This window comes from Seohaeicola saemankumensis (genome assembly GCF_042678485.1).
GTDB classification, from domain to species: Bacteria; Pseudomonadota; Alphaproteobacteria; order Rhodobacterales; family Rhodobacteraceae; genus Seohaeicola; species Seohaeicola saemankumensis.
On the sequence record NZ_JBHTKR010000004.1, the window covers coordinates 441,782 to 465,048 of the forward strand.

Consider the following 23,267-nt stretch of genomic DNA (forward strand, 5'->3'; position numbering starts at 1 on the left):
ATGACCCCCCGGACAGAGGCCGAACTGGCCGAATTGGTCGCAGGCGCGACCCGGCGCTTGCAGATCATCGGTGGCGGCACACGCTGTGTCGTGGCCGCGCAGGACGCGGAGGTGCTGACGGCGCGGGGCCTGACGGGCATCACCCTCTACGAGCCTGGTTCGCTGACACTTGTGGCGCAGGCGGGAACCCCGGTCGCGCAGATCGAGGCGACCTTGGCCGCCGAAGGTCAGCGTCTGCCTTTCGAGCCGATGGATCATCGGGGATTGCTTGGGACCAGTGGCACACCGACCATCGGTGGCGTCGTGGGGGGCAATGTCAGCGGTCCGCGCCGCATCCAGGTGGGCGCCGCGCGCGATTTCCTGCTGGGCGTACGCTTTGTCGACGGGATGGGCCGTATCCTGAAGAACGGCGGCCGGGTGATGAAGAACGTCACCGGCTATGACCTGGTCAAGCTGATGGCTGGATCGCGGGGGCGACTGGGTGTGCTGAGCGAGGTGTCTTTCAAGGTGCTTCCCATGCCCGAGGTCGCCGTGACCCTGGTTCTACCGGATCTGGATGACGCGGCTGCTGTGCAGGCCATGGCCCGCGCGCTTGGCTCTCCCTATGAGGTGTCGGGCGCGGCGCATTGGCCGGGGCAGGGCACCTTTATGCGGATCGAAGGATTTGCCGGGTCGGTGGCCTATCGCGCCGGCAAGCTGCGCGACATGCTGGGTGGCGACATCGAGGACAGCGTGGATCGCTGGACCGCCATTCGTGATGTGGCCCCATTCCATGATGCAGATGGCGATGTCTGGCGTCTGTCGGTCAAGCCAAGCGATGCGCCGGGGCTGGTTGCGCGCACAGGCGCGGATGAGGTTCTTTACGACTGGGGTGGCGGGTTGGTCTGGTTGCGGATGGCGCCGGGTACGGACCTGCGCGCTCGCCTTGGCGCCTTTGCCGGTCACGCAACGCTGATCCGCGCCAGCGCTGAGACATGCGCGCGTCTTCCCATGGAGCAACCCGAGCCGCCAGCGCTGGCGGCCCTGTCAGCCGGCATTCGCGCGCGCTTCGATCCGCGCGGCATCCTTGCGGCTGAAACGGATGCGCCGCATTCGGTGGCGTCATGATCCTGCTGCTGATTCCGGCGGTCATGGCCCTGTCGCTGTGCCTTTTGCAGCCCGGTCGCCAGGCCGCGGTGGGGATCGGCATCGTGGCCGTCGTTCTGGCCGTGCTGTGGTTCGCCGCAGGTGGCAACCGGGGCGAAGGTCTTGCCGGCACCTATGCCCTGATGGCTGCGCCGGGTGTGGCCCTGGCCGGTCTGGCGCATCTGACCCACCGGGTTCTTGGCCCGCGCCTGCCGGTCTGGGGCTATGCGGTGGCGGGGGTTCTTCTTCTCATCGGTCTTTCGGCCCTCTTGCGCGCATTGGCAGGGAATTGACATGCAGACGACTTTCACACCCGAACAGATGAAAGACCCCGCGATCGCGCGGTCGAACGAGATCCTGCGATCCTGTGTGCATTGCGGTTTCTGCACGGCCACCTGCCCCACCTACCAGGTGTTGGGCGATGAGCTGGACAGCCCGCGCGGGCGGATCTACCTGATCAAGGACATGCTGGAAAACGAGCGGGTGCCGGACGAAAGAACAGTCAAGCATATCGACCGTTGCCTGTCTTGTCTGGCCTGCATGACGACCTGCCCCTCGGGCGTGCATTACATGCATCTGGTCGATCATGCCCGCGCCTATATCGAAGAACGCTACAAGCGGCCGCTTTCGGATCGGTTGCTGCGCTGGGTGCTGGCGCGCATCCTTCCCTATCCGATGCGGTTCCGGGTCGCCCTGCTGGGGGCAAAGATCGGGCGCCCCTTCGCCTTCCTGATGCCGGACGCCCGGTTGCGCGCGATGTTGGAGATGGCACCGAAAGAGATCCCCCCGGTCAGCCGCAACGATGATCCGCAGACCTTTGCGGCCGAGGGGACGCGGCGCAAGCGTGTTGCGCTGATGACGGGATGTGCGCAGCGCGCGCTGAATACAGATATCAACGATGCAACGATCCGTCTGTTGCAGCGCCACGGCTGCGATGTGGTGATCGCCGAAGGGCAGGGGTGCTGTGGCGCCTTGACCCATCACATGGGCAAGGAAAAGGAAAGCCACGCCACCGCCGCACGCAATATCCGGGCCTGGGTGGCCGAGATGGATCGCGGCGGGCTGGATGCGATCGTGATCAATACCAGCGGGTGCGGCACGACGGTCAAGGATTACGGGCATATGTTCCGCAACACCGACCTTGCGGAAGATGCGGCACGGGTGTCTGCCATCGCCAAGGACGTATCCGAGGTGCTGATGACCCTTGATCTGCCCCAGGGCGATGACAAGGGAATGACCGTGGCCTATCACGCGGCCTGTTCCTTGCAGCATGGGCAGAAGATCAAGACCTATCCCAAGGACTTGCTGAAGCGCGCGGGCTTTGCGGTGGTCGAACCTGCCGACAGCCACCTGTGCTGCGGGTCCGCCGGAACCTACAACCTGATGCAGCCCGAAATCTCGAAGCAGCTGAAGGACCGAAAGGTACGCACGCTTGAGGCGCGCAATCCCGATGTGATCGCGGCCGGCAATATCGGCTGCATGATGCAGATCGGATCAGGAACACAGCTTCCGATCGTCCACACGGTTGAGTTGCTGGACTGGGCCACCGGCGGGCCGCAGCCGCCAGCGCTGACGGCACCCGGAAAAAGACAGCCCGAGATCCCGATTCTACGCTGACCTCTGTCGCATTTTTGCCTTAATCTGCGCCTATCCCAGTTCTGATTTCCGAGGGACCATGATGCACCGCAGGTTTTTCCGGGCTTTGGGCCTGATATGCGCAGGCGTTTTCCTGATGTCCGGTGCGGTGTCCGCACAGGATGCCCGCCTGACCCGCCTGGACACGGGCGATCAGACCCGCGGCTGGGAGGCCGTGGGCCGTCTGGATATAGACGGGCGCGGTTTCTGCACCGGTGCCCTGATTGCGCCCGATCTGGTTCTGACAGCGGCGCATTGTCTTTTCGACCGCGCAACAGGCCAGCGGATAGATCACAGCAAGATCGAATTTCGGGCAGGTTGGCGCAATGGCCGTGCCGAAGCCTATCGCTGGGTCCGGCGCGCGGTGATCGATCCTGACTACACATTCGATGAAATCGTGGTGTCCACGCGTGTGCGTAACGATTTGGCCCTGCTGGAATTGCAGCAGCCGATCCGCACAACCTCTGTCGTGCCGTTTGCGACCGACTCGCGCCCGCGTACCGGGGACAGGGTCGGTGTCGTGTCCTATGCCTATGACCGGGCCGACGCGCCGTCATTGCAGGAAATGTGCGGTGTCATGGGCCAGCAGGAAGGCGTGCTGATCATGTCGTGCTCGGTCGATTTCGGATCATCCGGCGCGCCGATCTTTTCCTTCGGACCAGATGGTGTGCGGATCGTCTCTGTCGTGTCCGCCAAAGCCGAAGTTCGCGGAACCAAGGTTGCGCTGGGCATGCAGCTGCAAGAGCCCCTTGTGCGATTGAAGGCACAGCTTGCCGCAGGCGATGGTGTTTTCCTGCATGCCTCGCCCGATCAGAACAGGGTGACGCCGGGTGGCGTACAGCGCGACACCGGGGCCAAGTTCGTCAGACCCTGATCTGGCCTGCGCCCTCTCTTGAAACTGTCCGAACCGTTTCCCACATCAGGATCATCGGGGTGCCATTGCGGGCCCCGACCAGAACGCCTGTCCCATACGGGAAGGCCCATTCAGTTGTCGCTCAGATGGAGGATGACCCATGCGAAACTTTGACCTTGCACCGCTTTACCGTGCAACCGTTGGCTTTGACCAGATTGCAGGCCTGATGGACCGCGTGTTCACCAGCGATCTGCCGCAGCCGACATATCCGCCCTACAACATCGAAAAAACCGCCGAGAATGCGTATCGCATTTCGTTGGCCGTGGCCGGCTTTGCCGCCGATGACCTGACCGTTGAGGTCAAGGAAAACGCCCTTGTCGTCGCGGCCCGCAAAGCGGACGAGGCGGACGAGAGCCGGACCTATCTGCATCGCGGCATCGCCACCCGCGCGTTTGAACGGCGTTTCACACTGGCCGACCATGTGCGCGTGACCGGTGCCACCCATGCCGACGGGATGCTGCATATCGACCTGGTGCGCGAAATCCCCGAGGTTCTGAAACCCCGTCGGATCCAGATTGCCAGCCCGGCCTCGACGCACCAGACCGACAAGGACGTGGTCGAGGCGCAAGCCGTCAACTGAAGGGCACGCCCTCTGCCCTGATGTCGGACCCGCAGGCGCAATCCTGCGGGTCCTTTCTTATCCGCTGGCCCAGAGGGCATAGCTGCCAGCCACGGCAAGATAGCGGGCCATCTTTCCCAGCCCGACCAGAACGACCACAAGGGCAACTCTGGTCCGCATCGCCCCCGCGACCACTGTCAACGGGTCGCCGACGATCGGAACCCACGCCATCAACAGCGACCAGCGTCCGTATTTCTCATACCACGCCTGCGCGCGTTCATATTGGGCAGGCGACACGGGAAACCAGCGCCGCTCCCTGAATTCCGCAGCGTATCGGCCCATCGCATAACTCAGCATGGACCCCAGCAGATTGCCGATCACCGCAATGGTCAAAAGTGTTGCCGGGTCGCCGATCCCCGTCGCCAGAAAACCCAGCAATACGGCCTCGGACGATCCGGGCAGCAGGGTGGCCGATGTGAATGCGCTGATGAACATCGCGGCATAGGCGGACAGCGGGGTCATGAGAACCTTTATGAGACCGGCCCTGCCCCTTGATGGACAAGCCCTGGTGCCATGCAGATAGGCATGGCCCCGTGGCAAGGCAATCCTTTACGGATAACGCGAGGATCATCGTTGTCTGACATGAAAAGGGCGGACCGTTTGCGCGGCCCGCCCTTTCGCCGTGACAGAAGGCGACTTATACCGCCATGCAGATATACTTCATCTCGAGGTAATCCTCGATCCCGTGGTGGCTGCCCTCGCGGCCAAGGCCTGATTGCTTGACGCCGCCGAAGGGCGCGACCTCGGTCGAGATGATGCCGGTGTTCACACCCACGATCCCGTACTCCAACGCCTCGGCCACCTTGTAGACGCGGCTCAGGTCGCGGGCATAGAAATAGGCTGCCAGACCGAAGATCGTGTCATTGGCAAGCTCGATCACCTCATCGACATCCGTGAACTTGAACAGCGGCGCGAAGGGGCCAAAGGTTTCTTCGGTCGCGACGATCATGTCGCGGGTCGCACCGGTCACGATGGTGGGGGGCAGGAAGTTGCCAGGCCCCTGCATCGGCTCGCCGCCCATGATCACCGTGCCGCCCTTGGCGGTCGCATCCGCCACATGGGTCTGCACCTTCTTGATCGCATTGGCGTTGATCAGCGGCCCCAGCGTGGTGCCCGCCTCAAGACCGTCACCGACCTTCAGCTTGCCCACGGCCTCTTTCAACTTGGCGGCAAAGGCGTCATAGACCCCGGCCTGCACATAGATCCGGTTGGCGCAGACGCAGGTCTGACCGTTGTTGCGGAACTTGCACATGATCGCGCCCTCGACGGCGGCATCCAGATCAGCATCGTCGAACACGATGAAAGGCGCATTGCCGCCCAGCTCCATCGAACATTTCATCACCTGATCGGCGGCCTGGCGCAACAAGATGCGGCCCACATTGGTTGATCCCGTGAAGCTGAGCTTTCGCACGGTGCCGTTCTCGCAGAATTCCTTGCCGGTTTCGGACGCGTTGGTGGTGGTCACGATGTTCAGAAGACCTGCGGGAATACCCGCGCGTTCGGCCAGCACACCCATCGCCAGCGCCGAAAGCGGTGTCAATTCGGACGGACGGGCGACAAAACCGCAGCCAGCGGCCAGTGCGGGCGCCACCTTGCGTGTGATCATCGCCGTGGGGAAGTTCCAGGGCGTGATCGACGCCGCGACGCCGATAGGCTGCTTGATCACCGTGATGCGCTTGTCGCGCTGATGGCCGGGGATCGTCTCGCCGTAGATGCGCTTGGCCTCTTCGGCGAAAAACTCGATGAAGGCGGCGCCATAGGCGATCTCGCCCTTGGCTTCGGCCAGCGGCTTGCCCTGTTCGGCGGTCAGGATCGTGGCCAGATCATCCGTATTCTCGATCATCAGGTCGAACCAGCGACGCAGGATCGCGGCGCGTTCCTTGCCGGTATGTTTTGCCCATTCCTTCTGTGTCGCTTCGGCCGACGCGATGGCCTGCGCCACCTGTGCGCGGCTCAGATCCGCGACATTGGCGATGACATCGCCGCGTGCAGGGTTGATGACCTCGAACGTCGTTCCGGTTTCACTCTCGACCCATTTTCCACCGACATAGGCCTTTTCGGCCAGCAGCGACGGGTCCTTGAGCAGTGATTTCAGGTCTGTCTTGCTGTCCAGCATGGCGCATCCTCCAATTATCCAGTGGCATAGGGAAAGCATCTGGCGCTAGGCTTGTCCAGAGCATGAGGAGAGAATTGCAATGGCCGAGCTTGACGATGCCTATGCCAATGCCGCCCATATCCCGGGTGCTGCGGATTATCCGCCACGCTGGGAACGTGCGGCGGCCGCGTTGCGTGAAGGCTTGCTGGAGCAGGGGTTGGCTGACCTTGATCAGCCCTATGGCGACAGTCCGCGCCAGCGTTTCGACCTGTTCCATCCCGGTCCTGATCCGGTGGGGCTGATGGTTTTTGTCCATGGCGGCTACTGGTTGCGTTTCGACAAAAGCGTCTGGTCGCATCTGGCGGCGGGTGCGCTGTCACGCGGCTGGGCCGTGGCCATGCCGTCCTATGACCTGTGCCCGCATGTGCGGATCGCCGATATCACGCGCCAGGTGGCCAAGGCGGTGACAGCCGCCGCCGCGATGGTCGATGGACCGATCGTGCTGGCCGGGCATTCGGCGGGGGGGCATCTTGTGGCACGGATGCTGGAACCGGGTCTTCTGCCCGATGGCGTGGCCGCGCGCTTGCGCCGTATCATGTCGATCTCGCCCGTGTCCGATCTGCGGCCCTTGATCCGCACCAGCATGAACGCGGATTTCAAGCTGGATGAGGATGCCGCCATTGCCGAAAGCCCGGCCCTGATGGTCGAGCGTTTGCCCGTGCCTGTCACCGTCTGGGTCGGCGCGGATGAGCGCCCGGTCTTTCTGGATCAGGCACGCTGGTTGGCCGAGGCCTGGGGCTGCGCCCATGTCGTTGATGAGGGATTGCACCATTTCGACGTGATAGACGCGCTGGCGGATGCGGACAGCGCGATGATCGGGCGTCTGCTTGATTGATCGGGCCTTGGTGGTCCGAGTATTTATAGAACGATGAAAGGGGCGGTGCGTCTGTGCCGCCCTATCCGTGCAGATCCTGCCAGCTTGGTTTGACATCGCCCGGTAGCGATGATGCGGCGAACATCGCGCGCGCAATGGCACGCGCCATGCAGGTGGCCGCCGCGTGACCCAGCTCCAGCGTGTCGATGACCGGATGGCCCAAGGGGCGCGCCCCGGTCGCGACGGCAAAGATCAGGTCGCCGTCCATCGGCGTATGCGCCGGCACCAGGGCCCTGGCAAACCCGTCATGGGCGGCTGTGGCCATCCGCGTGCATTGCGCCTGCGTCAGATCCGCATCGGTCGCCACGATCCCGATAGTCGTATTGGCGTGGCTGGCGATCTTGGTGACGGCGATATGCGGATCGGGATAGGTCCGCGCCGCACCCAGCCCGCCGAACTCGGCCTCCATTTCGAAAGGGGCTGCCCAGAAATGCGCGCCCTCGCCGACAGTGGCCGATCCAAGCGCATTGACCGCCACCACTGCACCGACAGAATGGCCCGAAGGCAGGATCACCGAGGCCGATCCCAACCCGCCGCGCAGGTTGGCCGTGATCGCGCCTGTGCCCGCGCCGATACTGCCAATCGCGAAGCTGGTGGCGGCATTTGCCAGCGCGTCGCGGCCCAGCACGCGGTAGGGGTTCTGATCCCAATCCTTCGCGCCGCCATTGTTCAGGTCGAACAGGATCGCCGCCGGCACGATCGGCACGGTATGGGCCCCCACACGGTAGCCCCGGCCCATGCCGCGCAGCGCGTCCGCCACACCCGATGCGGCATCGAGGCCAAAGGCCGACCCGCCCGACAACACCAGCGCATCGACCTGCTGGACTGTTTTGTCCGGTGCCAGAAGATCGGTTTCGCGCGTGCCGGGCGCGCCGCCCATCACATGCACACCCGCTGTGAATGGCGCATCGGCCACCAGCACTGTAACTCCGGTCTTGATCGCAAGATCAGTGGCGTTTCCAACCCTGAGGCCCGCCACATCCGTGATCAGGTTCTGGGGGCCGGGGCGGGATGACATGGTCATGCGGGTCTGTCCGATCTGTGCATTGCTTCAGGGATCACAGGCGGATCACGAAATCCTTGCGGGTGGTTTCCACCACGTCCCAAGTGCCGCGAAACCCCGGCCGCAGCACGAAACTGTCGCCTGCGCGCAGGGTCACGGGCGCGCCGCCCTCTTCGGTCAGGATACTGACACCCGACAGGATCCGGCAATATTCCCATTCGTCATAGGAGACGCGCCAAGCACCGGGTGTCGATTCCCAGATACCGCAGTAGAGCCCCTCCCGATCCTCGAGCGTCCATGAGGTGAACACGGGATCGCCTGTGACCACGCGGTCTGGGGCGGGGCGCTCCACCTCGCCGGGGCCTGTCGGGGTGATGGGAAAGAACAGGTCTGACATGGGGTCACTTCCTTGCAAAACTGGCCGCAGGCTAATGCGGGCAGGTCGCCAGAGGCAAGGGCCAAGCGCCAGGGTTGAAACCGGGACGCGCCGCACACAGTTCTACAAGAAGGGTGCACTGCCGGTCGTCATGGGGCATGATGGCCCCGTTGCAAGGAGACAGGTGCATGGTACTGGCATTGGCGCGACTGATCGTTGTGGGATTTGTCGTCCTGACGGTGATCTATGTCTCGCTGTCGCTTTACTCGCGATCTGTCAGGCGGGGCAAGCTGGGTCGCAAGTGGGACGAAGATATCCGGCGCGGCGACCGTGATGAATTCGTCAGGCGGGGGTTGAAGATCTATGACCGCTCGTTGCGGCGCAAACTTCTCTGGGGTGTCTACATCGTGCCGGTTGTGACCATCGCCGTGGTCATCTATCTGGTAAACTTCCACTGACCGCGAAGGAAAACGGGATCATGCGTTACGTGAAATGGACCTTCATCGGAAGCTTCTGGCTGCTGGTCGCGTCCTTTCTGCACTATACCCTTCCGCAGCATGACGTGGCGCGGATCACCGATACCTATCTGGAGCGGATAGACTTCGGCGAGAACTCGATCTTCTGGGCCAATGCGCCGACGGGGGATGCGGTCAATCCACAGAACCGGGACGTGTTCTTCATCCAGACCTTCCGGACCAATGATCGTCCGATGATCTATCGCAACGAGGATACGGGCTGGGGCTGGCCGCCCTATTTCAAGTTCAACACGTCGAACCTGCAGGCGCAGGCGGCCGACCTGGAAAGCCGCTCGACCAGTGGTCAGCAGGCCCAGTGGGTCGTGATCCGCCACTATGGATGGCGCAACGAATTCCTGTCGATCTATCCCAATGCGATCAAGATCTGGCGCGTGGACAGCCCCGATGTGACGATCATCCCCTGGATCAATATCACCATCCTGACGCTGCTGGCCGGGTTCTCATGGGCGATCTGGGTGCGCTGGCGGCGGTTCCGGCAGGCCCGCATTGATCCGGTGCTGGAAGACATCGGCGATAGTCTTGAAGCGGCAACCGACCATGTCATTGACCGGCGCGGCAAGGTCAGGCGCTGGTGGGACAATGTGCGGGGAAAGACCCCCGCGCGCTGATCAGCGTTTGCCGTAATAAAGCCCGACGACATGCTCGGCCTCGGCGAAGAACAGCCAGCGTGAGGCAAGGATGCCTGCGATATGGCTGAAGACCGCAAGAAGGCCCAGGATATGGCTGAACGGCGCCAGCAGCAGCGCGATGGGCAGCGCGAAGCCCAGCACAAAGGCAATCACCCGCAGCTTGGCCGCATGTTTGCGCCCCACGACATGCACCATCTCGCGCAGCAGGTAGTTGGGGCCGGTATGGGGTGGCTCGAAGGCGCGTACCGACCCGATCCCGCCAAGGCCCGTGGCGCTGGCCATGGTCGTGCCGGATGCGGCAAAGGCGCGATCACCCTGCCACCACCATGCCAGCTGCAGAATGCCGGCCAGCGTCAGCAGGATCAGCGCCCAGGTGACCTGCCCGGCCAGCAGCGCCCCGCCACCCAGTGACAACGACACAAACAGCGCGGGCGTCAGCGGGCTGCGCCAGCGCGGCACGGTCCTCATCTGCGTGTAGATCATCGAGGTCGTGAATACGGTTCCCAGGGCCAGGATCGCACCCAGCCAGCCCAGCGGCACCCAGTCGGCGGCAAGGAACACGCGCCCGATGGCATAGGCGGCCATCACGGCAAGGGTGGCTACTGCACACAGGGCCTCGCGGCTCAGCCAGCTTGAGCGCCACTGCGTGAAGGCCAGCAACCCGCGTTCCGGGTGGCCCAGGTGGAAGGCCGAGGCGATCAATCCGCCCCCCGCCAGCGCATAGGCGATGGCGAAGAACACGAAGGCCACCAGCCCGGTTGAACCGGGCATGCCGATGCCCAGCCAGAACATCAGGCCAAAGCCAAGGCCCGACAGCGTTGTGAAGGCGATGATGGACGGTGCCGGATGCATCTCAGAGCCTGTCCAATGCCTTGTCGAGCCAGCCCAGGAAACCCTTGGGCTGATCCGTCACCGGCGCCAGAAACGGCGCCAGAACGTCGATATCCCCGGCCTGGTCCAACCGGTCCTTGGGGCGCGGTGGCAGGTATTTGTTGACGGGCGCCGTGCCTTGTTCGGGCATCAGGTCCATGCCGCCGCGCGCCGCAACAAGCTGGCTGACCTCGCTGTCAGGGTCGGACAGATCGCCGAAATGCCGCGCATTGCTGGGACAGGTGCGGACGCAGGCGGGCACGCGGTCCACCTCGGGCAGGTTGTCGTTATAGATGCGGTCCACGCAGAGGGTGCATTTCTTCATGACCTTGGCGGCCATGTCCATTTCGCGCGCGCCATAGGGGCAGGCCCAGGCGCAGAGGCCGCAGCCGATGCAGGCATCCTCGTTCACCAGGACGATCCCGTCCTCGCGCCGCTTGTAGCTGGCCCCGGTGGGGCAGACGGTGACGCAGGGCGCGTTGTCGCAATGCAGGCAGGATTTCGGGAAATGCACCAGTTGCGCGGCGCCCGCTGCTGGCTGCACCTCGTAGCTGTGCACGCGGTTCAGGAAGGTGCCGGACGGGTCGGCCCCGTAAGGGTCCTGATCCGACAGCGGCGCGCCGTAGTTCTGGGTGTTCCATCCCTTGCAGGACACCACGCAGGCATGACAGCCCACGCAGGTATCAAGGTCGATCACCAGCCCCAGCTTGCGTTCGGTCCTGTCGGGAAGCGTGGTCATGCCAGATTCTCCGCAATCGGGGGCGCGGGCAGGCGCGTCACAGGCTCTTCCTTCGACGGATCCCATGTGACGATGAACCAGATGAAACTGCCGACGATCAGCGTCACGAAGACGGCAATCACCAGAAGGGTGCGTTGCGTCGGGGTCATGTCTCTACCTTCCAGGCAAGATTGGCGGGGCCTTGGCCCACGGGTGATGTGATCGGCGGATAGGCGGGCTGGCTGCGGGCCGGTGCGGGGGCTTTTTCGATCTTCACGCGCAGGTCGAACCATGCGGCCTGTCCCGTCACCGGATCGGAATTCGACCAGCGCAGGCCATCGCCGCGTGGCGGTAGCAATTCATGGATCAGGTGGTTCAACAGAAACCCCTTTTCAGCCTCGGGCGCCGTTTCATCCAGCGCCCAGGCGCCCTTGCGCTTGCCGATGGCGTTCCACGTCCAGACGGTATTGGCGTTCAACGCCGCCATATGCGCGACCGGCACCGTGATCACGCCATGGGCGGAAGTCACCTGTGCCCAGTCCCCATCGGCAAAGCCATGCTGGCGCCACAGGTTTGTCGGCACATAGAGCGGGTTCATCCCATGGATCTGGCGCAGCCATGCATTCTGCGTCCCCCAGGAATGATACATCGCCATCGGGCGCTGGGTCAGGGCGTGGATCGGGAATTCTTCAGGGTCGGCATGGCCATCCTCAAGCGCGGCATACCAGATCGGCAGCGGATCCAGCGTGGTCTTGATCCGCGCGCGCAAATGGTCGGGCGGCTGGCGTGTTCCGTGCCCTTCGGCGGCCAGCTGGAAACGCCGCAGGGGTTCGACATAAAGCTGGAACAGATAGGGCTGCGGGCTGTCATAGAAGCCCATCTGAACAGCCCAATCCTGATAGGCGCGGTTCCAGGGTTTGAAATAGGCCGCATCTTCCGGCACATGGGCGACGAAGAAACCGCCATTGGCGATATATTCGTCCAGCTGCGCGGCATTCGGGCCGCCGCGCCCATGGGCCAGACCCTTGTCACCCGTCCGCCATCCGGCCAGGGGGCCGATGCCGGGCTTGCGCTGGTGGTTGACCATGTAATCCGCATAGTCGGCATAGGTCGGGCTTCCGTCCGGTTGCACCATGCCCGGCAGGCCCAGCCGCGCGCCAAGATCCAGCAGCACCGACTGGAACCCGCGCACATCGCGATCCGGTTCGATCACCGGCCAGCGGATCGCATCGGCGGCGGCATCCGCCTCGGCGATGGGGCGATCCAGCAGGCTGATGCAGTCATGCCGCTCAAGATAGGTGGTATCGGGCAGGATCAGGTCGGCATAGGCCACCATTTCGGAACTATAGGCATCCGAATAGATGATGCGCGGGATCACGTAATCGCCGTTTTCATCGGTATCGGTCAGCATCTGCATCACGCCGCCGGTATTCATCGACGAGTTCCACGACATGTTGGCCATGTACATGAACAGCGTGTCGATCCTGTAGGGATCGCCCGCATGGGCGTTGCTGATGACCATATGCATCAGGCCATGTGCCGACATCGGGTTGTCCCAGGTAAACGCCTTGTCGATACGGGCGGGGCTGCCATCGTCGCGCAGGCACAGATCATCGGGCCCTTGCACATAGCCCAGGTGCGGGCCATCCAGAGGCGCGCCCGGGGTGACCTTGCAATGCGGCTTGGGATGCGCGGTGGCCGGCTTGGGATAGGGCGGTTTGAACCGCATGCCGCCGGGTGTTTCCACGGCGCCCAGCAGGATTTGCAGCACATGCAGCGCGCGGGCGGTCTGGAAGCCGTTGGAATGCGCCGAGATCCCGCGCATCGCGTGAAAGGCCACGGGGCGGCCGATCATGGTCTGGTGCGTTTCGCCACGGAAATCGGTCCATTCGCGGTGCAGGATCACCGGATCGTCAAAGGCCGTATGCGCGATCTCGGCGGCCAGCGCGCGGATCTTTGCGGCGGGAATGCCGGTACGACCGGCGACCGTCTCGGGTGCGTATTGCGGATCGAGGTAGCGTTCGGCCAGCAGATGCATCACCGGCCGATGCGTCACGCCCGCGTGACGATGCGAGGCGGCCAGATCAGGGCGCACACCAGGTTGATCGAATGGCGTCAGCTTGCCGGTCACGCGGTCGATTACCAGCGGCTTGCCCGCCTCATCGCGCAGGAACAGGCCATGTTCGGGCGATTTCGGATCGCCATTCACCAACACGGGCGCATTGGTGTAGCGGGACAGGTAATCAAGGTCGATCTTGCCCGCCTGCAAAAGGACATGCACCAACGACAGGATCAGCAGGCCATCAGTGCCGGGCGTGATCCCCAGCCAGTCATCGGCCACCGCGTTATAGCCGGACCGGATCGGGTTGACGCCAATGACGCGCGCACCCCGCGCCTTGATCCGCCCGATGCCCATCTTGATCGGGTTGCTATCGTGATCCTCGGCCACGCCGAACAGGATGAAAAGCCTGGTGTGATCCCAGTCTGGCTGGCCGAATTCCCAGAAGGCGCCGCCCATCGTGTAGATGCCGGCGGCTGCCATGTTGACACTGCAGAACCCGCCATGGGCGGCGAAATTCGGCGTGCCGAATTGCTGCGCCCACCAGCCGGTGAAGCTTTGCGATTGATCGCGGCCGGTGAAGAACGCCAGCTTTTCCGGTGCCGTGTCGCGCAGCGGCTTCAGCCATGAGGTGGCAAGCGTCAGCGCCTCGTCCCAGCTGATTTCTTCGAACTGGCCCGATCCCCGCGGCCCTACCCGTTTCAGCGGCGCGCGCAGGCGCGACGGCGCGTTGACCTGCATGATCCCCGCCGATCCCTTGGCGCACAGAACGCCCTTGTTGACGGGATGGTCGCGATTGCCTTCGATATAGGCGACCTTGCCGCCCTTCATGTGCACATTGATCCCGCAACGGCAGGCGCACATGTAGCAGGTGGTCTTGCGGATCTCGTCCGAGACGGGCGGCGAGGTATCCAGATGCGGTTGGATCATCCCTGCGCCCCTTCCATCAGTGACAGCGCATCGCGCGCGATCTGGCGTTCCTCATCCGCGGGAACCACATGGACGGGGACAGGTCCGAAACAGTCAAGATGCTGGACAATCCGGTCACGCACCACGGCTGCATTCTCGCCAATGCCGCCGGTAAAGGCGATGGCATCCAGCCCGCCCATGGCGATGATGGCCGATCCGGCGTGCCGCGCGGCCCAGTAGCAGTAATGATCCACGGCAAAGCGCGCCTCGGTTGTCCCGCTGGCCAGAAGCTGCGCCATGTCATTGGTCCCTCCGATGGCGCGCAGGCCGCTGTCATGGTTCAGCAGATGGGCAGCGCGTTCAATCCCGTGATCGTCGGCCATCCGCAGAACCGCCATGCCATCGATACTGCCGGCGCGGCTGCCCATCACCAACCCGTCCAGCGGCGAATATCCCATCGAGGTTGCGACCGAGCGACCCTCAAGGATCGCGCAGAGGCTGGCCCCGTTGCCCAGATGCAGGGCCAGCAGGCGGCGTGGCAGATCGGGGCGCAGTGCCTCGACCAGACCGGCATAGCTGAGGCCGTGAAAGCCATAGCGCCGGATGCCCTTGGCGCGTTCGGCCTGCGGGATCGCATAGGTGACGGCAACCTCGGGGTTCGTTGCGTGAAAGGCGGTGTCGAAACTGCCGAATTGCGGCAGGTCCGGTGCCAGGTGGTCAAGCGCATGGATGCCCGACAGGTTGTGGGGATTGTGTAGCGGGGCCAAGGTGTTGCAGGCAGCGATCTGCGCCAGGACATCCGGTGTCAACCGGACGGGAGCGGTCAGATGCGCGCCGCCATGCACGATGCGATGGGCCGCGGCGGTCAGCCGGTCCAGCGTGATGCCCGCCTCTGCCAAGGCGGCCAGGAGATGCGACAGGGCCGCCTCGTGATCGGCGGCATCAACGCCATGCGCCTGGCCTGCGATCTTGATCCGGGCGGCACCGCCGATTTCGGACACGGCGCCCTCGATGACGGATTCAAGTGCGTGATCGAAGACTTCGATCTTGATCGAACTGGAGCCTGCGTTGACCACGAGGATCATGGCCGCGCCCCCGCTGCAATGACGCCCAAAGCGGCCGAGGCGATGCGCGCGGGCGCACCCTGCGCGCGGGAGGTCAGCAGGATCGGCACCTTGGCCCCCAGCACGATCCCCGCAGCGCAGCAGCCCATGCCCAGTGACATCAGTTTGAAAATCGCATTCCCCGTCGTGATGTTCGGGGTCAGGATGATGTCGGCATCGCCCGCCACCGGCGAGATGTAGTTCTTGGCCGCCGCCGCCTCGGCCGAGAAGATCAGATCGAGCGCCATGGGCCCGGCGACATCGGCTTGCGGCAGGGCGGTCTTTGCCCAGGCGGCGATCACGGCCGCGTCCATGGAATTCTGCAGCGACGGCAGCGGGTCCTCGTTGGCGGACAGGATCCCGGCCTTGGGGCGTTCGATCCCAAGTTTCCGGGCCAGATCCACCGCATGGATCAGGCAGGCCTGCCGCGTCGGAATATCAGGGTCCACGTTCAGCGCGCCATCGGTCAGCAAAAGCGGGCGGTCCGAATGCGGTGCGGTGATGTGAAACACATGCCCGCAGCGCGTGGCGGCATCGCGCAGCCCCGCGGACCGGGGCAGCAGGCTTTTCAGGAACACCGAGGTATGCACCTGCCCCTTCATGATCGCGTCGACCTCGCCCTGGCGGGCCAGTTCCGCCGCGCGACGGCCTGCTTCGGGCCCCGGCGCATGGATCAGGCGCAGGGGGGCGATATCCCAGCCGATCTGTTCGGCCACTTGCCGGATCTTCGCCGCGTCGCCGATCAGCACGGGATGTGCAAGGCCCGCCTCGGCTGCTTCGCGGATCCCTTCAAGGGCATTCACGCTGCCCGCATTGACCAGCGCCACGCGCGGCACCGGCAGCCCGCGCGCCTGATCCAGCAGGCGGCGCGGGGCATCCGCCGTGATCGCGGAGAGGAAGGGAAAGGGTTCTCTCATGACAGGCTCAATCGAGCACGGGTTGGCGCCATAGGCAAGCATTCAGAACATGCGTTCCGCCCGTGCGGGGATGCAGGCGCAAGCCCTCCGCCGGGGATGCCTCCGGCGGGGATATTTGCGGCAAGAAGAAACGCGGGCACGCCGGACGCCGGCAAAGGGGATCAGGCAGGCATCTGCGGGCGCATGTCGGCGGCTGAGATGCCGGCGACCGACACAGGTTTCTTCATCGCGTCACGGCGGAAGGGTTCGCCCAGCTCCTGGTTGATCAGCGCCTCGATCAGCGTGGTCTTGCCATGCTGCATCTGATCCTCGATCGCACGCGCCAGGGCGTCGCGCAGCGCGTCCATGGTTTTTGCCTGAACGCCCTGCAAACCGCAGGCGCGCGCGATACCGGCATAGCTGACCTGCTCATCCAGCTCGGTGCCGACGAAGTTATCGTCATACCACAGGGTCGAGTTGCGCTTTTCCGCGCCCCATTGGTAGTTGCGGAACACGACCATGGTGATGGCGGGCCATTCCGGACGGCCGATCGCGGTCAGTTCGGTGACGGCGATGCCGAAGGCGCCATCGCCAGCGAAACCCACCACGGGCGTGTCTGGGCAGCCGATCTTGGCGCCGATGATCGAGGGCAGGCCGTAGCCGCAGGGGCCGAACAGACCGGGCGCGAGGTATTTGCGCCCTTCCTCGAATGCGGGATAGGCGTTGCCGATCGCGCAGTTGTTGCCGATGTCGCTGCTGATGATCGCCTCGCGGGGCAGCGCCGACTGGATCGCGCGCCAGGCCATGCGCGGGCTCATCCAGTCCGGCTTGTCGGCGCGGGCGCGCTGGTTCCAGGTGGTGCCGGGATCGTCATCTTCGTGATCCATCGAGGACAGTTGCTGCGCCCATTGCGATTTGGTCTGCGCGATCAGCGCCTTGCGGTCGGCGCGACCCTCATCGCCCGCTGTGTGGCTGAGTTTTTCGAGGATCGAGGCCGCGACCTTTTTCGCGTCACCGACAATGCCGACGCTGACCTTCTTGGTCAGGCCGATCCGGTCCGGGTTGATATCGACCTGGATGATTTTCGCGTCCTTCGGCCAGTAGTCGATCCCATAGCCCGGCAGCGTCGAGAAGGGGTTGAGGCGCGTGCCCAGGCACAGCACCACATCCGCCTTGGCGATCAGTTCCATGCCCGCCTTGGACCCGTTGTAGCCCAGCGGGCCGGCGAACAGCGGGTGCGAGCCGGGGAAGGCATCATTATGCTGATAACCCACGCAGACCGGCGCATCGAGGCGTTCGGCCAGCGCCATGGAGGCGGGGATCGCCCCCGCCAGCACCACGCCTGCCCCGTTCAGGATCACCGGGAAGCGGGCGCTGGACAGCAGGTCGGCGGCGCGCTGCACTGCCTGGTCACCGCCGCCGGGGCGTTCGAAGGTGACCATCTCGGGCAGGTCGATGTCGATCACCTGCGTCCAGTAATCGCGGGGCATGTTGATCTGGGCCGGCGCCGACATGCGGCGCGCGTTCAGGATCACGCGGTTCAGCACCTCGGCCACGCGGGATGGATCGCGCACCTCTTCCTGATAGGCGACCATGTCCTTGAACAGCGCCATCTGTTCGACTTCCTGGAAGCCGCCCATGCCGATCGTCTTGTTGGCGGCCTGCGGCGTGACCAGCAACAGCGGCGTGTGGTTCCAGTAGGCGGTTTTCACGGCAGTCACGAAATTGGTGATGCCAGGGCCGTTCTGGGCAATCATCATCGACATCTTGCCCGTGGCACGGGTGTAGCCATCGGCCATCATCCCGCCAGACCCCTCATGCGCGCAGTCCCAGAAAGTGATCCCCGCGCGCGGGAACAGGTCCGAAATCGGCATGAAGGCAGAACCGATGATGCCGAAGGCATGTTCGATCCCGTGCATCTGCAGGGTTTTCACGAAAGCTTCTTCGGTTGTCATCTTCATGTGGGCAGCTCCGGTCATGGGAAAGGGGCCACAGCGGGCCTTTGGATCAGATTAGGCGGCAGACCATGGGGGCAATAGGGCCAGTTGAGGCTGGCAGTTAGGTCCAGGATCAGTGTCGCGTAGCATTTTGCAGGGCCTTTGCGACAAGGCGCACACCCTCACCTATCCGCGCGGCCGGAATCGATGAATAGGCCAGGCGATAGAATGGCGCGGCCGGGACCGGATCAGCGAAGAATGGCGCGCCGGGTTCGATCAGAACCCCCGCGCCGCGCAGGTCCAGGGCCACCTGCCCCGTATCGACCCCATCAGGTGCACGCATCCAGATGCTGGAGCCGCCAAAGGTGCCGCGCCCGGCGATGGTCAGGCCCTGGCTCTGGATGGCGTCCTCCAGAACGCGGCGGCGCTCGGCCAGGGTCCGGGCCATGCGGCGGATCTGTGCATCGTAGTGACCCAGTGACAGGAAATAGGCGGCGGTGCGTTGGATATGGCCGGGCGGATGACGCAGCACGCTGGCGCGCAGGGCGCGCGCCTCGCGGATGAAGGCCTCGGACCCGACCAGGTAGCCCAGCCGCAGCCCCGGAAAAAGCGACTTGGAGAAGCTGCCCACATAGATCACGCGCCCCTCGCCATCGAGGGATTTCAGGGCGGGCGACGGGGGCGAGAGATATGACATCTCGAATTCGTAATCATCCTCGACGATGATCGCATCCAGATCGCGGGCGCGGTCCAGCAGTGCGGTGCGGCGGGCCATCGGCATGGTCGCGGACGTGGGGCATTGATGGCTTGGCGTGGTGAAGATGACATCGGTGCCATCCGGGATCGCATCGGGCGGCAATCCGTCGGCATCGACCGCCACCGGCGCCAGGCGACAGCGCGATTGCGTCAGGATATCGCGCAGCGCGTGATAGCACGGGTCCTCGATCGCGGCGAGGCGTCGTTGGGTCAGCAACACCTGCGCTGTCAGCCACAGCGCATTCTGCGCGCCAAGCGTCACCAGAATTTCGGATGGGCGCGCCACGATCCCGCGCCGGGGCAGGGTGTGGCGGGCGATGAATTCGACAAGTTTCGGATCGTCCTGATCATAGTAATCCGTGGTCAGCGCGGTGAAGTCCCGCGCGCCCAGTGCCTGCAAGGCGCAAAGCCGCCAGTTGGCATGATCGAACAGCGTCGGATCCGCCTGGCCGTAGATGAAAGGATAACGAAAACTCGCCCAGTCCTGTGGCTTTACCGGGGTAGAGCCGCCGGTGAATCGCTGCCCTATGGCGCGGGTCCAGTCCACGGTGTCGCCGCGACTGGGAACAGCCGCGGATGGTGGTGGTTCCGGCGCGTTCTCGGATACGAAATACCCGGATCGGCCCTTTGCCGCCAGATAGTCATTGGCCAGCAATTCGGTATAGGCCAGCGTGACGGTGATACGGCTGATGCCCAGATGTGATGCCAGTTTCCGGGTGGAGGGCAGTTTCTCTCCGCGGCGGAACCGTCCTGAAAGAATGCCGCCCGCGATCATCTGCTGGATACGCGCTTGCAGCGTGCCCAGAGACGCCGGATCAAGGAAAAAGGTTTCGACGGGTATGGCCATGCGAACAGTCTATGCTGGACTTACCCGGTGCGTAAACTGGTCTTAAGCGTCAAAGGCTTGTCCCAAGCGGGGCAACAGGCGATGCTGGCCTGGCGCATCGGACAGGAAAGGGAACGCCAGATGATTGCAGTGATATTCGAGGTCACCCCGAAAGAGGGCATGAAACAGCCCTATCTGGACATGGCCGCGAAGATGCGCCCGCTGGTCGAGGAGATGGAGGGCTTCATCAGCGTCGAGCGCTTCCAGAGCCTGACCAACCCCGACAAGTTGTTGTCGATCTCGTTCTTCGAGGATGAGGCGGCGCTGGATCGCTGGCGACAGCTGCCCGAACATCGCGGCGCTCAGAAGGCCGGTCGCGGCCAGATGTTTGCCGATTACAGGCTGAAGGTGCTGCACGTATTGCGCGACTACGGCAAGATGGATCGGGACCAGGCGCCCGACGACAGCAAGGCGATCCACGGGTAGTCGCCATGAAAAAAAGGGGCGCGGAAGACGTCCCGCGCCCCTTTTGAATTTGCCGATGCCGGCGTCAGCCGAAGACGCGGGTCAGGGCGGCATCGACACCTTCGATGATCTGGTCGATGTCGTCCTTGGTCGCGATCAGCGCCGGGCTGAAGCACAGCGTGTTGTTCAGGCCGGGCAGCGAGCGATTGGTGGCCCCGATGATGATGCCCTGCGCCATGCAGTCGGCGGTGACCATCTGGACCTTCTTTTCGGCCATCGGCTCGCGCGTTGCGCGATCCGCCACCAGTTCCGCGCCCAGGAACAGCCCTTTGCCGCGCACATCGCCGATCACGGCATGCTTGTCTTTCAGTTCGGCCAGACGGTCCAGCATGTAATGGCCCATCCTGGTGGTATTCTCCAGCAGACCTTCCTCTTCGATGATCGCCATATTCTCAAGCGCCGCCGCGGGGCCCGCCGTGCATCCGCCGAAGGTCGAGATATCGCGGAAATAGTTCAGCGGATCGGTCGCATCGTCCTTGAACATGTCGAAGACAGCCTCGGTCGTCACAAGGCATGCGATGGCGGCGTAGCCGGATGCCACACCTTTGGCCATGGTCACCATGTCCGGCTGGATCCCGTAATGCTGATAGCCGAACCAGGTGCCGGTGCGACCCACGCCGCAGACGACCTCGTCGATATGCAGCAAGACATCATACTTGCGGCAGATCTCCTGCACGCGCTGCCAATAGCCTTCGGGCGGGGTGATGACCCCGCCACCGGCTGTGACCGGCTCAAGACAGATCCCCCCGACGGTATCGGGGCCTTCGGCCAGAATGACCGCTTCGATCTGGTTGGCCGCCCATTCACCGTAATTCTCGACCGGCGCGCCCTGATCGGCGGCACGGTATTCAAGGCAATGCGGCACGCGGATGAAACCGGGGGCAAAGGGGCCGTATTGCGCGTTCCGTTCGTCCTGACCGCCTGCGGACAGGCAGCCGATGGTCGTGCCGTGATAATCGCGGTCCCGATACAGGATCTTGTGCTTCTTGCCGCCATAACGCTTGTGCGCGATCTGGCGGATCATCTTGAAGGCTTTCTCGTTCGCCTCGGACCCCGAGTTGCAGTAGTAGACGCGGCTCATGCCCGGCATCTTCTCGATCAGCCGTTCCGAAAACATCGCGCCGGGGATCGACCCGGCAGAGCCGGCAAAGTAGTTCAGCTTGATCAGCTGGTCGCGCACGGCATTCGCGATCCGCTCGCGGCCATAGCCGACGTTGACGGTCCAGACCCCGCCGGACACGGCATCCAGATGCTCTTTGCCCTTCTGGTCCCAGACGCGCATTCCCTTGCCTTCGACGATGATCCGGGGATCTGTCGTCTCATAGGGTTTGTGCTGGCTCAGGTGGTGCCAGACATGGGCGCGATCGGCGTCCACAACAGCCTGAATGTCATTGTCGAACTTGCCGTCCATCATCTTGCCGCTCCATCTGTCTGCATGAATAATCTGCCCGCGGAAAAGCGGGCTATCAGGCGCAGTATCACACGCAAAGGGTGCTAAAGAAATAGGGCCAAATCAGAAGCTTCAGTAAGGCCAGATCTTGGGAAATTCCGTGCCTGTTTTTCGACCGCTTGCACCAAGGGGCTGAAGATAAACTGAAAACTTCGTTCTGATTGACTTAAAAAGGCCGCCGGAACAGGCGGTCAGGATTTGAACACCCAGAAAATCATTGATCGGAATCGGCTTTTCCAGTCCGATATCCCTGGCAGTCGGGTGCCGCTTTGTTGAGCATGACGCACCCTTTGCCGGAATCGACAGACCACCGCAAACAGGTGGCGTAACCAACGGGAGATATTGATGACACCGAAAGCAGGACTGCTGGGGGCCGTTGCCGGCCTGGCCATGAGCACCATGGCGACCGTTGCCATGGCCGAGGAAATCACCGTGGCATATTTCACTGAATGGCCGATGCCTTTCCAGTACGCCAAGGAAATGGGAACCTACGACGAGGTCATGGGCGTCAAGGTCAACTGGCGCGCGTTTGATACCGGCACCGCGATGAGCGCGGCGATGGCATCTGGCGATGTGCAGCTGTCGGTCAGCCAGGGCGTCCCGCCCTTCGTGGTGGCAACCAGCGCGGGACAGGACCTGAAGATCGTGGATGTCGCGGTTTCCTATGCCGACAATGACAACTGCGTCGTTGCCAGCGCGCTGGAGATCGACAAGACCAGCGCCGCCGATCTGGCCGGAAAGAAGGTTGCCGTGCCGCTGGGAACTGCCGCACATTATGGCTTTCTCAAGCAGATGTCCCATTTCGGGGTCGATCTGGCCAGCCTCGAGATCGTGAACATGGCGCCCCCTGAAGGTGCCGCCGCCATCGCGCAGGGCGCTGTCGACATGTTCTGCGGCTGGGGCGGATCGCTGCGCCGCGCCAAGGAGCATGGCAACGTCCTGCTGACCGGGGCCGAGAAAGAGGCGCTGGGCATCCTGGTCTTCGACGTGACCAGCGCGCCCGCATCCTTCGTGGCCGAAAACCCGGATCTGGTGGCCAAGTTCCTCAAGGTCACGGCCGACGCCAATGCCATGTGGGCGGACTCCGCGAACCGCGACAAGATGTTGCCGGTCATCGCCAAGGACGCCGGCATGGACCTGGATGCGACCGCAGCCACAATCGACACCTTCGTCTTCCCCACCGTGGCCGAGCAGCTTGATGCCAAATGGCTGGGCGGCGGCGCGCAGGAGTTCATGCAAGGCGTGGCACAGGTCTTTGTCGAGGCCGGCAGCATCCCCGCCGCCCTGGACAGCTACGCCGACCGCGTGGTTACCGGCCCCCTGGCCGCAGCACAGGGCATGTGACACCAAAGC

23 protein-coding genes are annotated in these 23,267 nt (G+C 63.7%); 10 read left to right on the forward strand and 13 right to left on the reverse strand.

Annotation, left to right across the window (positions count from 1 at the left end; genetic code table 11):
- From ACFQ3C_RS11795 to ACFQ3C_RS11815, 5 genes are all read left to right on the forward strand, one after another.
- Entirely contained in the window at positions 1 to 1,107 is a 1,107-nt protein-coding gene (locus tag ACFQ3C_RS11795; protein WP_380791947.1) for an FAD-binding protein, read from the forward strand.
- Positions 1,104 to 1,418 carry a hypothetical protein gene (locus tag ACFQ3C_RS11800; protein ID WP_380791949.1) on the forward strand — a complete coding sequence of 105 codons (315 nt, stop codon included), beginning with the start codon at positions 1,104 to 1,106 and terminating at the stop codon, positions 1,416 to 1,418. The genes ACFQ3C_RS11795 and ACFQ3C_RS11800 overlap by 4 nt, the downstream gene beginning before the upstream one ends.
- A gap of 1 nt (position 1,419) precedes the next feature.
- Positions 1,420 to 2,742: a glycolate oxidase subunit GlcF gene (gene glcF / locus ACFQ3C_RS11805; protein WP_380791951.1), complete on the forward strand. Its 1,323-nt coding sequence runs from the start codon at positions 1,420 to 1,422 to the stop codon at positions 2,740 to 2,742.
- A 115-nt stretch (positions 2,743 to 2,857) separates the two neighbouring features.
- Entirely contained in the window at positions 2,858 to 3,634 is a 777-nt protein-coding gene (locus ACFQ3C_RS11810) for a trypsin-like serine peptidase (protein ID WP_380791953.1), read from the forward strand.
- 139 nt (positions 3,635 to 3,773) lie between these two features.
- Positions 3,774 to 4,253 carry an Hsp20 family protein gene (locus ACFQ3C_RS11815; RefSeq protein ID WP_380791955.1) on the forward strand — a complete coding sequence of 160 codons (480 nt, stop codon included), beginning with the start codon at positions 3,774 to 3,776 and terminating at the stop codon, positions 4,251 to 4,253.
- A 57-nt stretch (positions 4,254 to 4,310) separates the two neighbouring features.
- On the opposite strand, the gene ACFQ3C_RS11820 is transcribed toward ACFQ3C_RS11815, so the two are convergent.
- Together ACFQ3C_RS11820 and ACFQ3C_RS11825 are read right to left on the reverse strand one after the other, a co-directional pair.
- On the reverse strand, positions 4,311 to 4,754 hold the full coding sequence (locus ACFQ3C_RS11820) for a YqaA family protein (RefSeq protein WP_380791957.1): 444 nt from the start codon (positions 4,752 to 4,754) through the stop codon (positions 4,311 to 4,313).
- Between the two features lie 175 nt (positions 4,755 to 4,929).
- Positions 4,930 to 6,408 carry an NAD-dependent succinate-semialdehyde dehydrogenase gene (locus tag ACFQ3C_RS11825; RefSeq protein WP_380791959.1) on the reverse strand — a complete coding sequence of 493 codons (1,479 nt, stop codon included), beginning with the start codon at positions 6,406 to 6,408 and terminating at the stop codon, positions 4,930 to 4,932.
- A gap of 79 nt (positions 6,409 to 6,487) precedes the next feature.
- On the opposite strand from ACFQ3C_RS11825, the gene ACFQ3C_RS11830 reads away from it, so the two are divergent.
- Positions 6,488 to 7,282 (forward strand): alpha/beta hydrolase, encoded by a 795-nt coding sequence (locus ACFQ3C_RS11830; RefSeq protein WP_380791961.1) that lies wholly within the window; start codon positions 6,488 to 6,490, stop codon positions 7,280 to 7,282.
- Positions 7,283 to 7,343: 61 nt separating this feature from the next.
- Here ACFQ3C_RS11830 and ACFQ3C_RS11835 read toward each other — a convergent pair whose 3' ends face one another.
- Together ACFQ3C_RS11835 and ACFQ3C_RS11840 are read right to left on the reverse strand one after the other, a co-directional pair.
- Positions 7,344 to 8,345 (reverse strand): P1 family peptidase, encoded by a 1,002-nt coding sequence (locus tag ACFQ3C_RS11835; protein WP_380791963.1) that lies wholly within the window; start codon positions 8,343 to 8,345, stop codon positions 7,344 to 7,346.
- Positions 8,346 to 8,379: 34 nt separating this feature from the next.
- Positions 8,380 to 8,721: a cupin domain-containing protein gene (locus ACFQ3C_RS11840; RefSeq protein ID WP_380791965.1), complete on the reverse strand. Its 342-nt coding sequence runs from the start codon at positions 8,719 to 8,721 to the stop codon at positions 8,380 to 8,382.
- A 167-nt stretch (positions 8,722 to 8,888) separates the two neighbouring features.
- On the opposite strand from ACFQ3C_RS11840, the gene ACFQ3C_RS11845 reads away from it, so the two are divergent.
- Positions 8,889 to 9,158, forward strand: a complete 270-nt coding sequence (locus ACFQ3C_RS11845; RefSeq protein WP_380791967.1) for a hypothetical protein — start codon at positions 8,889 to 8,891, stop codon at positions 9,156 to 9,158.
- Positions 9,159 to 9,178: 20 nt separating this feature from the next.
- Positions 9,179 to 9,844, forward strand: coding sequence for a DUF1523 family protein (locus ACFQ3C_RS11850; RefSeq protein ID WP_380791969.1), 666 nt, complete (start codon positions 9,179 to 9,181; stop codon positions 9,842 to 9,844).
- On the opposite strand, the gene ACFQ3C_RS11855 is transcribed toward ACFQ3C_RS11850, so the two are convergent.
- From ACFQ3C_RS11855 to pdxR, 8 genes are all read right to left on the reverse strand, one after another.
- Complete coding sequence (locus ACFQ3C_RS11855) at positions 9,845 to 10,717, reverse strand: dimethyl sulfoxide reductase anchor subunit family protein (RefSeq protein WP_380791971.1); 873 nt, start codon at positions 10,715 to 10,717, stop codon at positions 9,845 to 9,847.
- A gap of 1 nt (position 10,718) precedes the next feature.
- Positions 10,719 to 11,474 carry a 4Fe-4S dicluster domain-containing protein gene (locus tag ACFQ3C_RS11860; RefSeq protein ID WP_380791973.1) on the reverse strand — a complete coding sequence of 252 codons (756 nt, stop codon included), beginning with the start codon at positions 11,472 to 11,474 and terminating at the stop codon, positions 10,719 to 10,721.
- Entirely contained in the window at positions 11,471 to 11,623 is a 153-nt protein-coding gene (locus ACFQ3C_RS11865) for a hypothetical protein (protein ID WP_380791975.1), read from the reverse strand. The genes ACFQ3C_RS11860 and ACFQ3C_RS11865 overlap by 4 nt, the downstream gene beginning before the upstream one ends.
- The gene (locus ACFQ3C_RS11870) at positions 11,620 to 14,442 is read right to left on the reverse strand and encodes a molybdopterin oxidoreductase family protein (protein ID WP_380791977.1); all 2,823 of its coding nucleotides are present in this window, start codon (positions 14,440 to 14,442) and stop codon (positions 11,620 to 11,622) included. The genes ACFQ3C_RS11865 and ACFQ3C_RS11870 overlap by 4 nt, the downstream gene beginning before the upstream one ends.
- Positions 14,439 to 15,506 carry an acetate/propionate family kinase gene (locus ACFQ3C_RS11875; RefSeq protein ID WP_380791979.1) on the reverse strand — a complete coding sequence of 356 codons (1,068 nt, stop codon included), beginning with the start codon at positions 15,504 to 15,506 and terminating at the stop codon, positions 14,439 to 14,441. Before ACFQ3C_RS11875 ends, ACFQ3C_RS11870 begins: the two co-directional genes overlap by 4 nt.
- Positions 15,503 to 16,441 (reverse strand): phosphate acyltransferase, encoded by a 939-nt coding sequence (locus tag ACFQ3C_RS11880; RefSeq protein ID WP_380791981.1) that lies wholly within the window; start codon positions 16,439 to 16,441, stop codon positions 15,503 to 15,505. Before ACFQ3C_RS11880 ends, ACFQ3C_RS11875 begins: the two co-directional genes overlap by 4 nt.
- A gap of 161 nt (positions 16,442 to 16,602) precedes the next feature.
- Positions 16,603 to 18,381 (reverse strand): sulfoacetaldehyde acetyltransferase, encoded by a 1,779-nt coding sequence (xsc, locus tag ACFQ3C_RS11885; RefSeq protein ID WP_380791983.1) that lies wholly within the window; start codon positions 18,379 to 18,381, stop codon positions 16,603 to 16,605.
- 109 nt (positions 18,382 to 18,490) lie between these two features.
- Positions 18,491 to 19,960 carry a MocR-like pyridoxine biosynthesis transcription factor PdxR gene (gene pdxR, locus ACFQ3C_RS11890; protein ID WP_380791985.1) on the reverse strand — a complete coding sequence of 490 codons (1,470 nt, stop codon included), beginning with the start codon at positions 19,958 to 19,960 and terminating at the stop codon, positions 18,491 to 18,493.
- A gap of 120 nt (positions 19,961 to 20,080) precedes the next feature.
- Between pdxR and ACFQ3C_RS11895 the strand changes: the two genes are divergently transcribed.
- Positions 20,081 to 20,425: an antibiotic biosynthesis monooxygenase family protein gene (locus tag ACFQ3C_RS11895; RefSeq protein WP_380791987.1), complete on the forward strand. Its 345-nt coding sequence runs from the start codon at positions 20,081 to 20,083 to the stop codon at positions 20,423 to 20,425.
- 64 nt (positions 20,426 to 20,489) lie between these two features.
- On the opposite strand, the gene ACFQ3C_RS11900 is transcribed toward ACFQ3C_RS11895, so the two are convergent.
- Complete coding sequence (locus ACFQ3C_RS11900) at positions 20,490 to 21,875, reverse strand: aminotransferase family protein (RefSeq protein ID WP_380792141.1); 1,386 nt, start codon at positions 21,873 to 21,875, stop codon at positions 20,490 to 20,492.
- Positions 21,876 to 22,259: 384 nt separating this feature from the next.
- Between ACFQ3C_RS11900 and ACFQ3C_RS11905 the strand changes: the two genes are divergently transcribed.
- A complete protein-coding gene (locus ACFQ3C_RS11905) occupies positions 22,260 to 23,258 on the forward strand; it encodes a taurine ABC transporter substrate-binding protein (protein WP_380791989.1) in 999 nt (332 codons plus the stop codon).
- Positions 23,259 to 23,267 lie beyond the last annotated feature (9 nt).

Bases quoted from the DNA above. Each gene is read 5' to 3' on its own strand.
- ACFQ3C_RS11795 (WP_380791947.1), top strand. From the start codon at position 1: ATGACCCCCCGGACAGAGGCCGAACTGGCCGAATTGGTCGCAGGCGCG.
- ACFQ3C_RS11800 (WP_380791949.1), top strand. From the start codon at position 1,104: ATGATCCTGCTGCTGATTCCGGCGGTCATGGCCCTGTCGCTGTGCCTT.
- glcF (WP_380791951.1), top strand. From the start codon at position 1,420: ATGCAGACGACTTTCACACCCGAACAGATGAAAGACCCCGCGATCGCG.
- ACFQ3C_RS11810 (WP_380791953.1), top strand. From the start codon at position 2,858: ATGTCCGGTGCGGTGTCCGCACAGGATGCCCGCCTGACCCGCCTGGAC.
- ACFQ3C_RS11815 (WP_380791955.1), top strand. From the start codon at position 3,774: ATGCGAAACTTTGACCTTGCACCGCTTTACCGTGCAACCGTTGGCTTT.
- ACFQ3C_RS11820 (WP_380791957.1), bottom strand. From the start codon at position 4,754: ATGACCCCGCTGTCCGCCTATGCCGCGATGTTCATCAGCGCATTCACA.
- ACFQ3C_RS11825 (WP_380791959.1), bottom strand. From the start codon at position 6,408: ATGCTGGACAGCAAGACAGACCTGAAATCACTGCTCAAGGACCCGTCG.
- ACFQ3C_RS11830 (WP_380791961.1), top strand. From the start codon at position 6,488: ATGGCCGAGCTTGACGATGCCTATGCCAATGCCGCCCATATCCCGGGT.
- ACFQ3C_RS11835 (WP_380791963.1), bottom strand. From the start codon at position 8,345: ATGACCATGTCATCCCGCCCCGGCCCCCAGAACCTGATCACGGATGTG.
- ACFQ3C_RS11840 (WP_380791965.1), bottom strand. From the start codon at position 8,721: ATGTCAGACCTGTTCTTTCCCATCACCCCGACAGGCCCCGGCGAGGTG.
- ACFQ3C_RS11845 (WP_380791967.1), top strand. From the start codon at position 8,889: ATGGTACTGGCATTGGCGCGACTGATCGTTGTGGGATTTGTCGTCCTG.
- ACFQ3C_RS11850 (WP_380791969.1), top strand. From the start codon at position 9,179: ATGCGTTACGTGAAATGGACCTTCATCGGAAGCTTCTGGCTGCTGGTC.
- ACFQ3C_RS11855 (WP_380791971.1), bottom strand. From the start codon at position 10,717: ATGCATCCGGCACCGTCCATCATCGCCTTCACAACGCTGTCGGGCCTT.
- ACFQ3C_RS11860 (WP_380791973.1), bottom strand. From the start codon at position 11,474: ATGACCACGCTTCCCGACAGGACCGAACGCAAGCTGGGGCTGGTGATC.
- ACFQ3C_RS11865 (WP_380791975.1), bottom strand. From the start codon at position 11,623: ATGACCCCGACGCAACGCACCCTTCTGGTGATTGCCGTCTTCGTGACG.
- ACFQ3C_RS11870 (WP_380791977.1), bottom strand. From the start codon at position 14,442: ATGATCCAACCGCATCTGGATACCTCGCCGCCCGTCTCGGACGAGATC.
- ACFQ3C_RS11875 (WP_380791979.1), bottom strand. From the start codon at position 15,506: ATGATCCTCGTGGTCAACGCAGGCTCCAGTTCGATCAAGATCGAAGTC.
- ACFQ3C_RS11880 (WP_380791981.1), bottom strand. From the start codon at position 16,441: ATGAGAGAACCCTTTCCCTTCCTCTCCGCGATCACGGCGGATGCCCCG.
- xsc (WP_380791983.1), bottom strand. From the start codon at position 18,381: ATGAAGATGACAACCGAAGAAGCTTTCGTGAAAACCCTGCAGATGCAC.
- pdxR (WP_380791985.1), bottom strand. From the start codon at position 19,960: ATGGCCATACCCGTCGAAACCTTTTTCCTTGATCCGGCGTCTCTGGGC.
- ACFQ3C_RS11895 (WP_380791987.1), top strand. From the start codon at position 20,081: ATGATTGCAGTGATATTCGAGGTCACCCCGAAAGAGGGCATGAAACAG.
- ACFQ3C_RS11900 (WP_380792141.1), bottom strand. From the start codon at position 21,875: ATGGACGGCAAGTTCGACAATGACATTCAGGCTGTTGTGGACGCCGAT.
- ACFQ3C_RS11905 (WP_380791989.1), top strand. From the start codon at position 22,260: ATGACACCGAAAGCAGGACTGCTGGGGGCCGTTGCCGGCCTGGCCATG.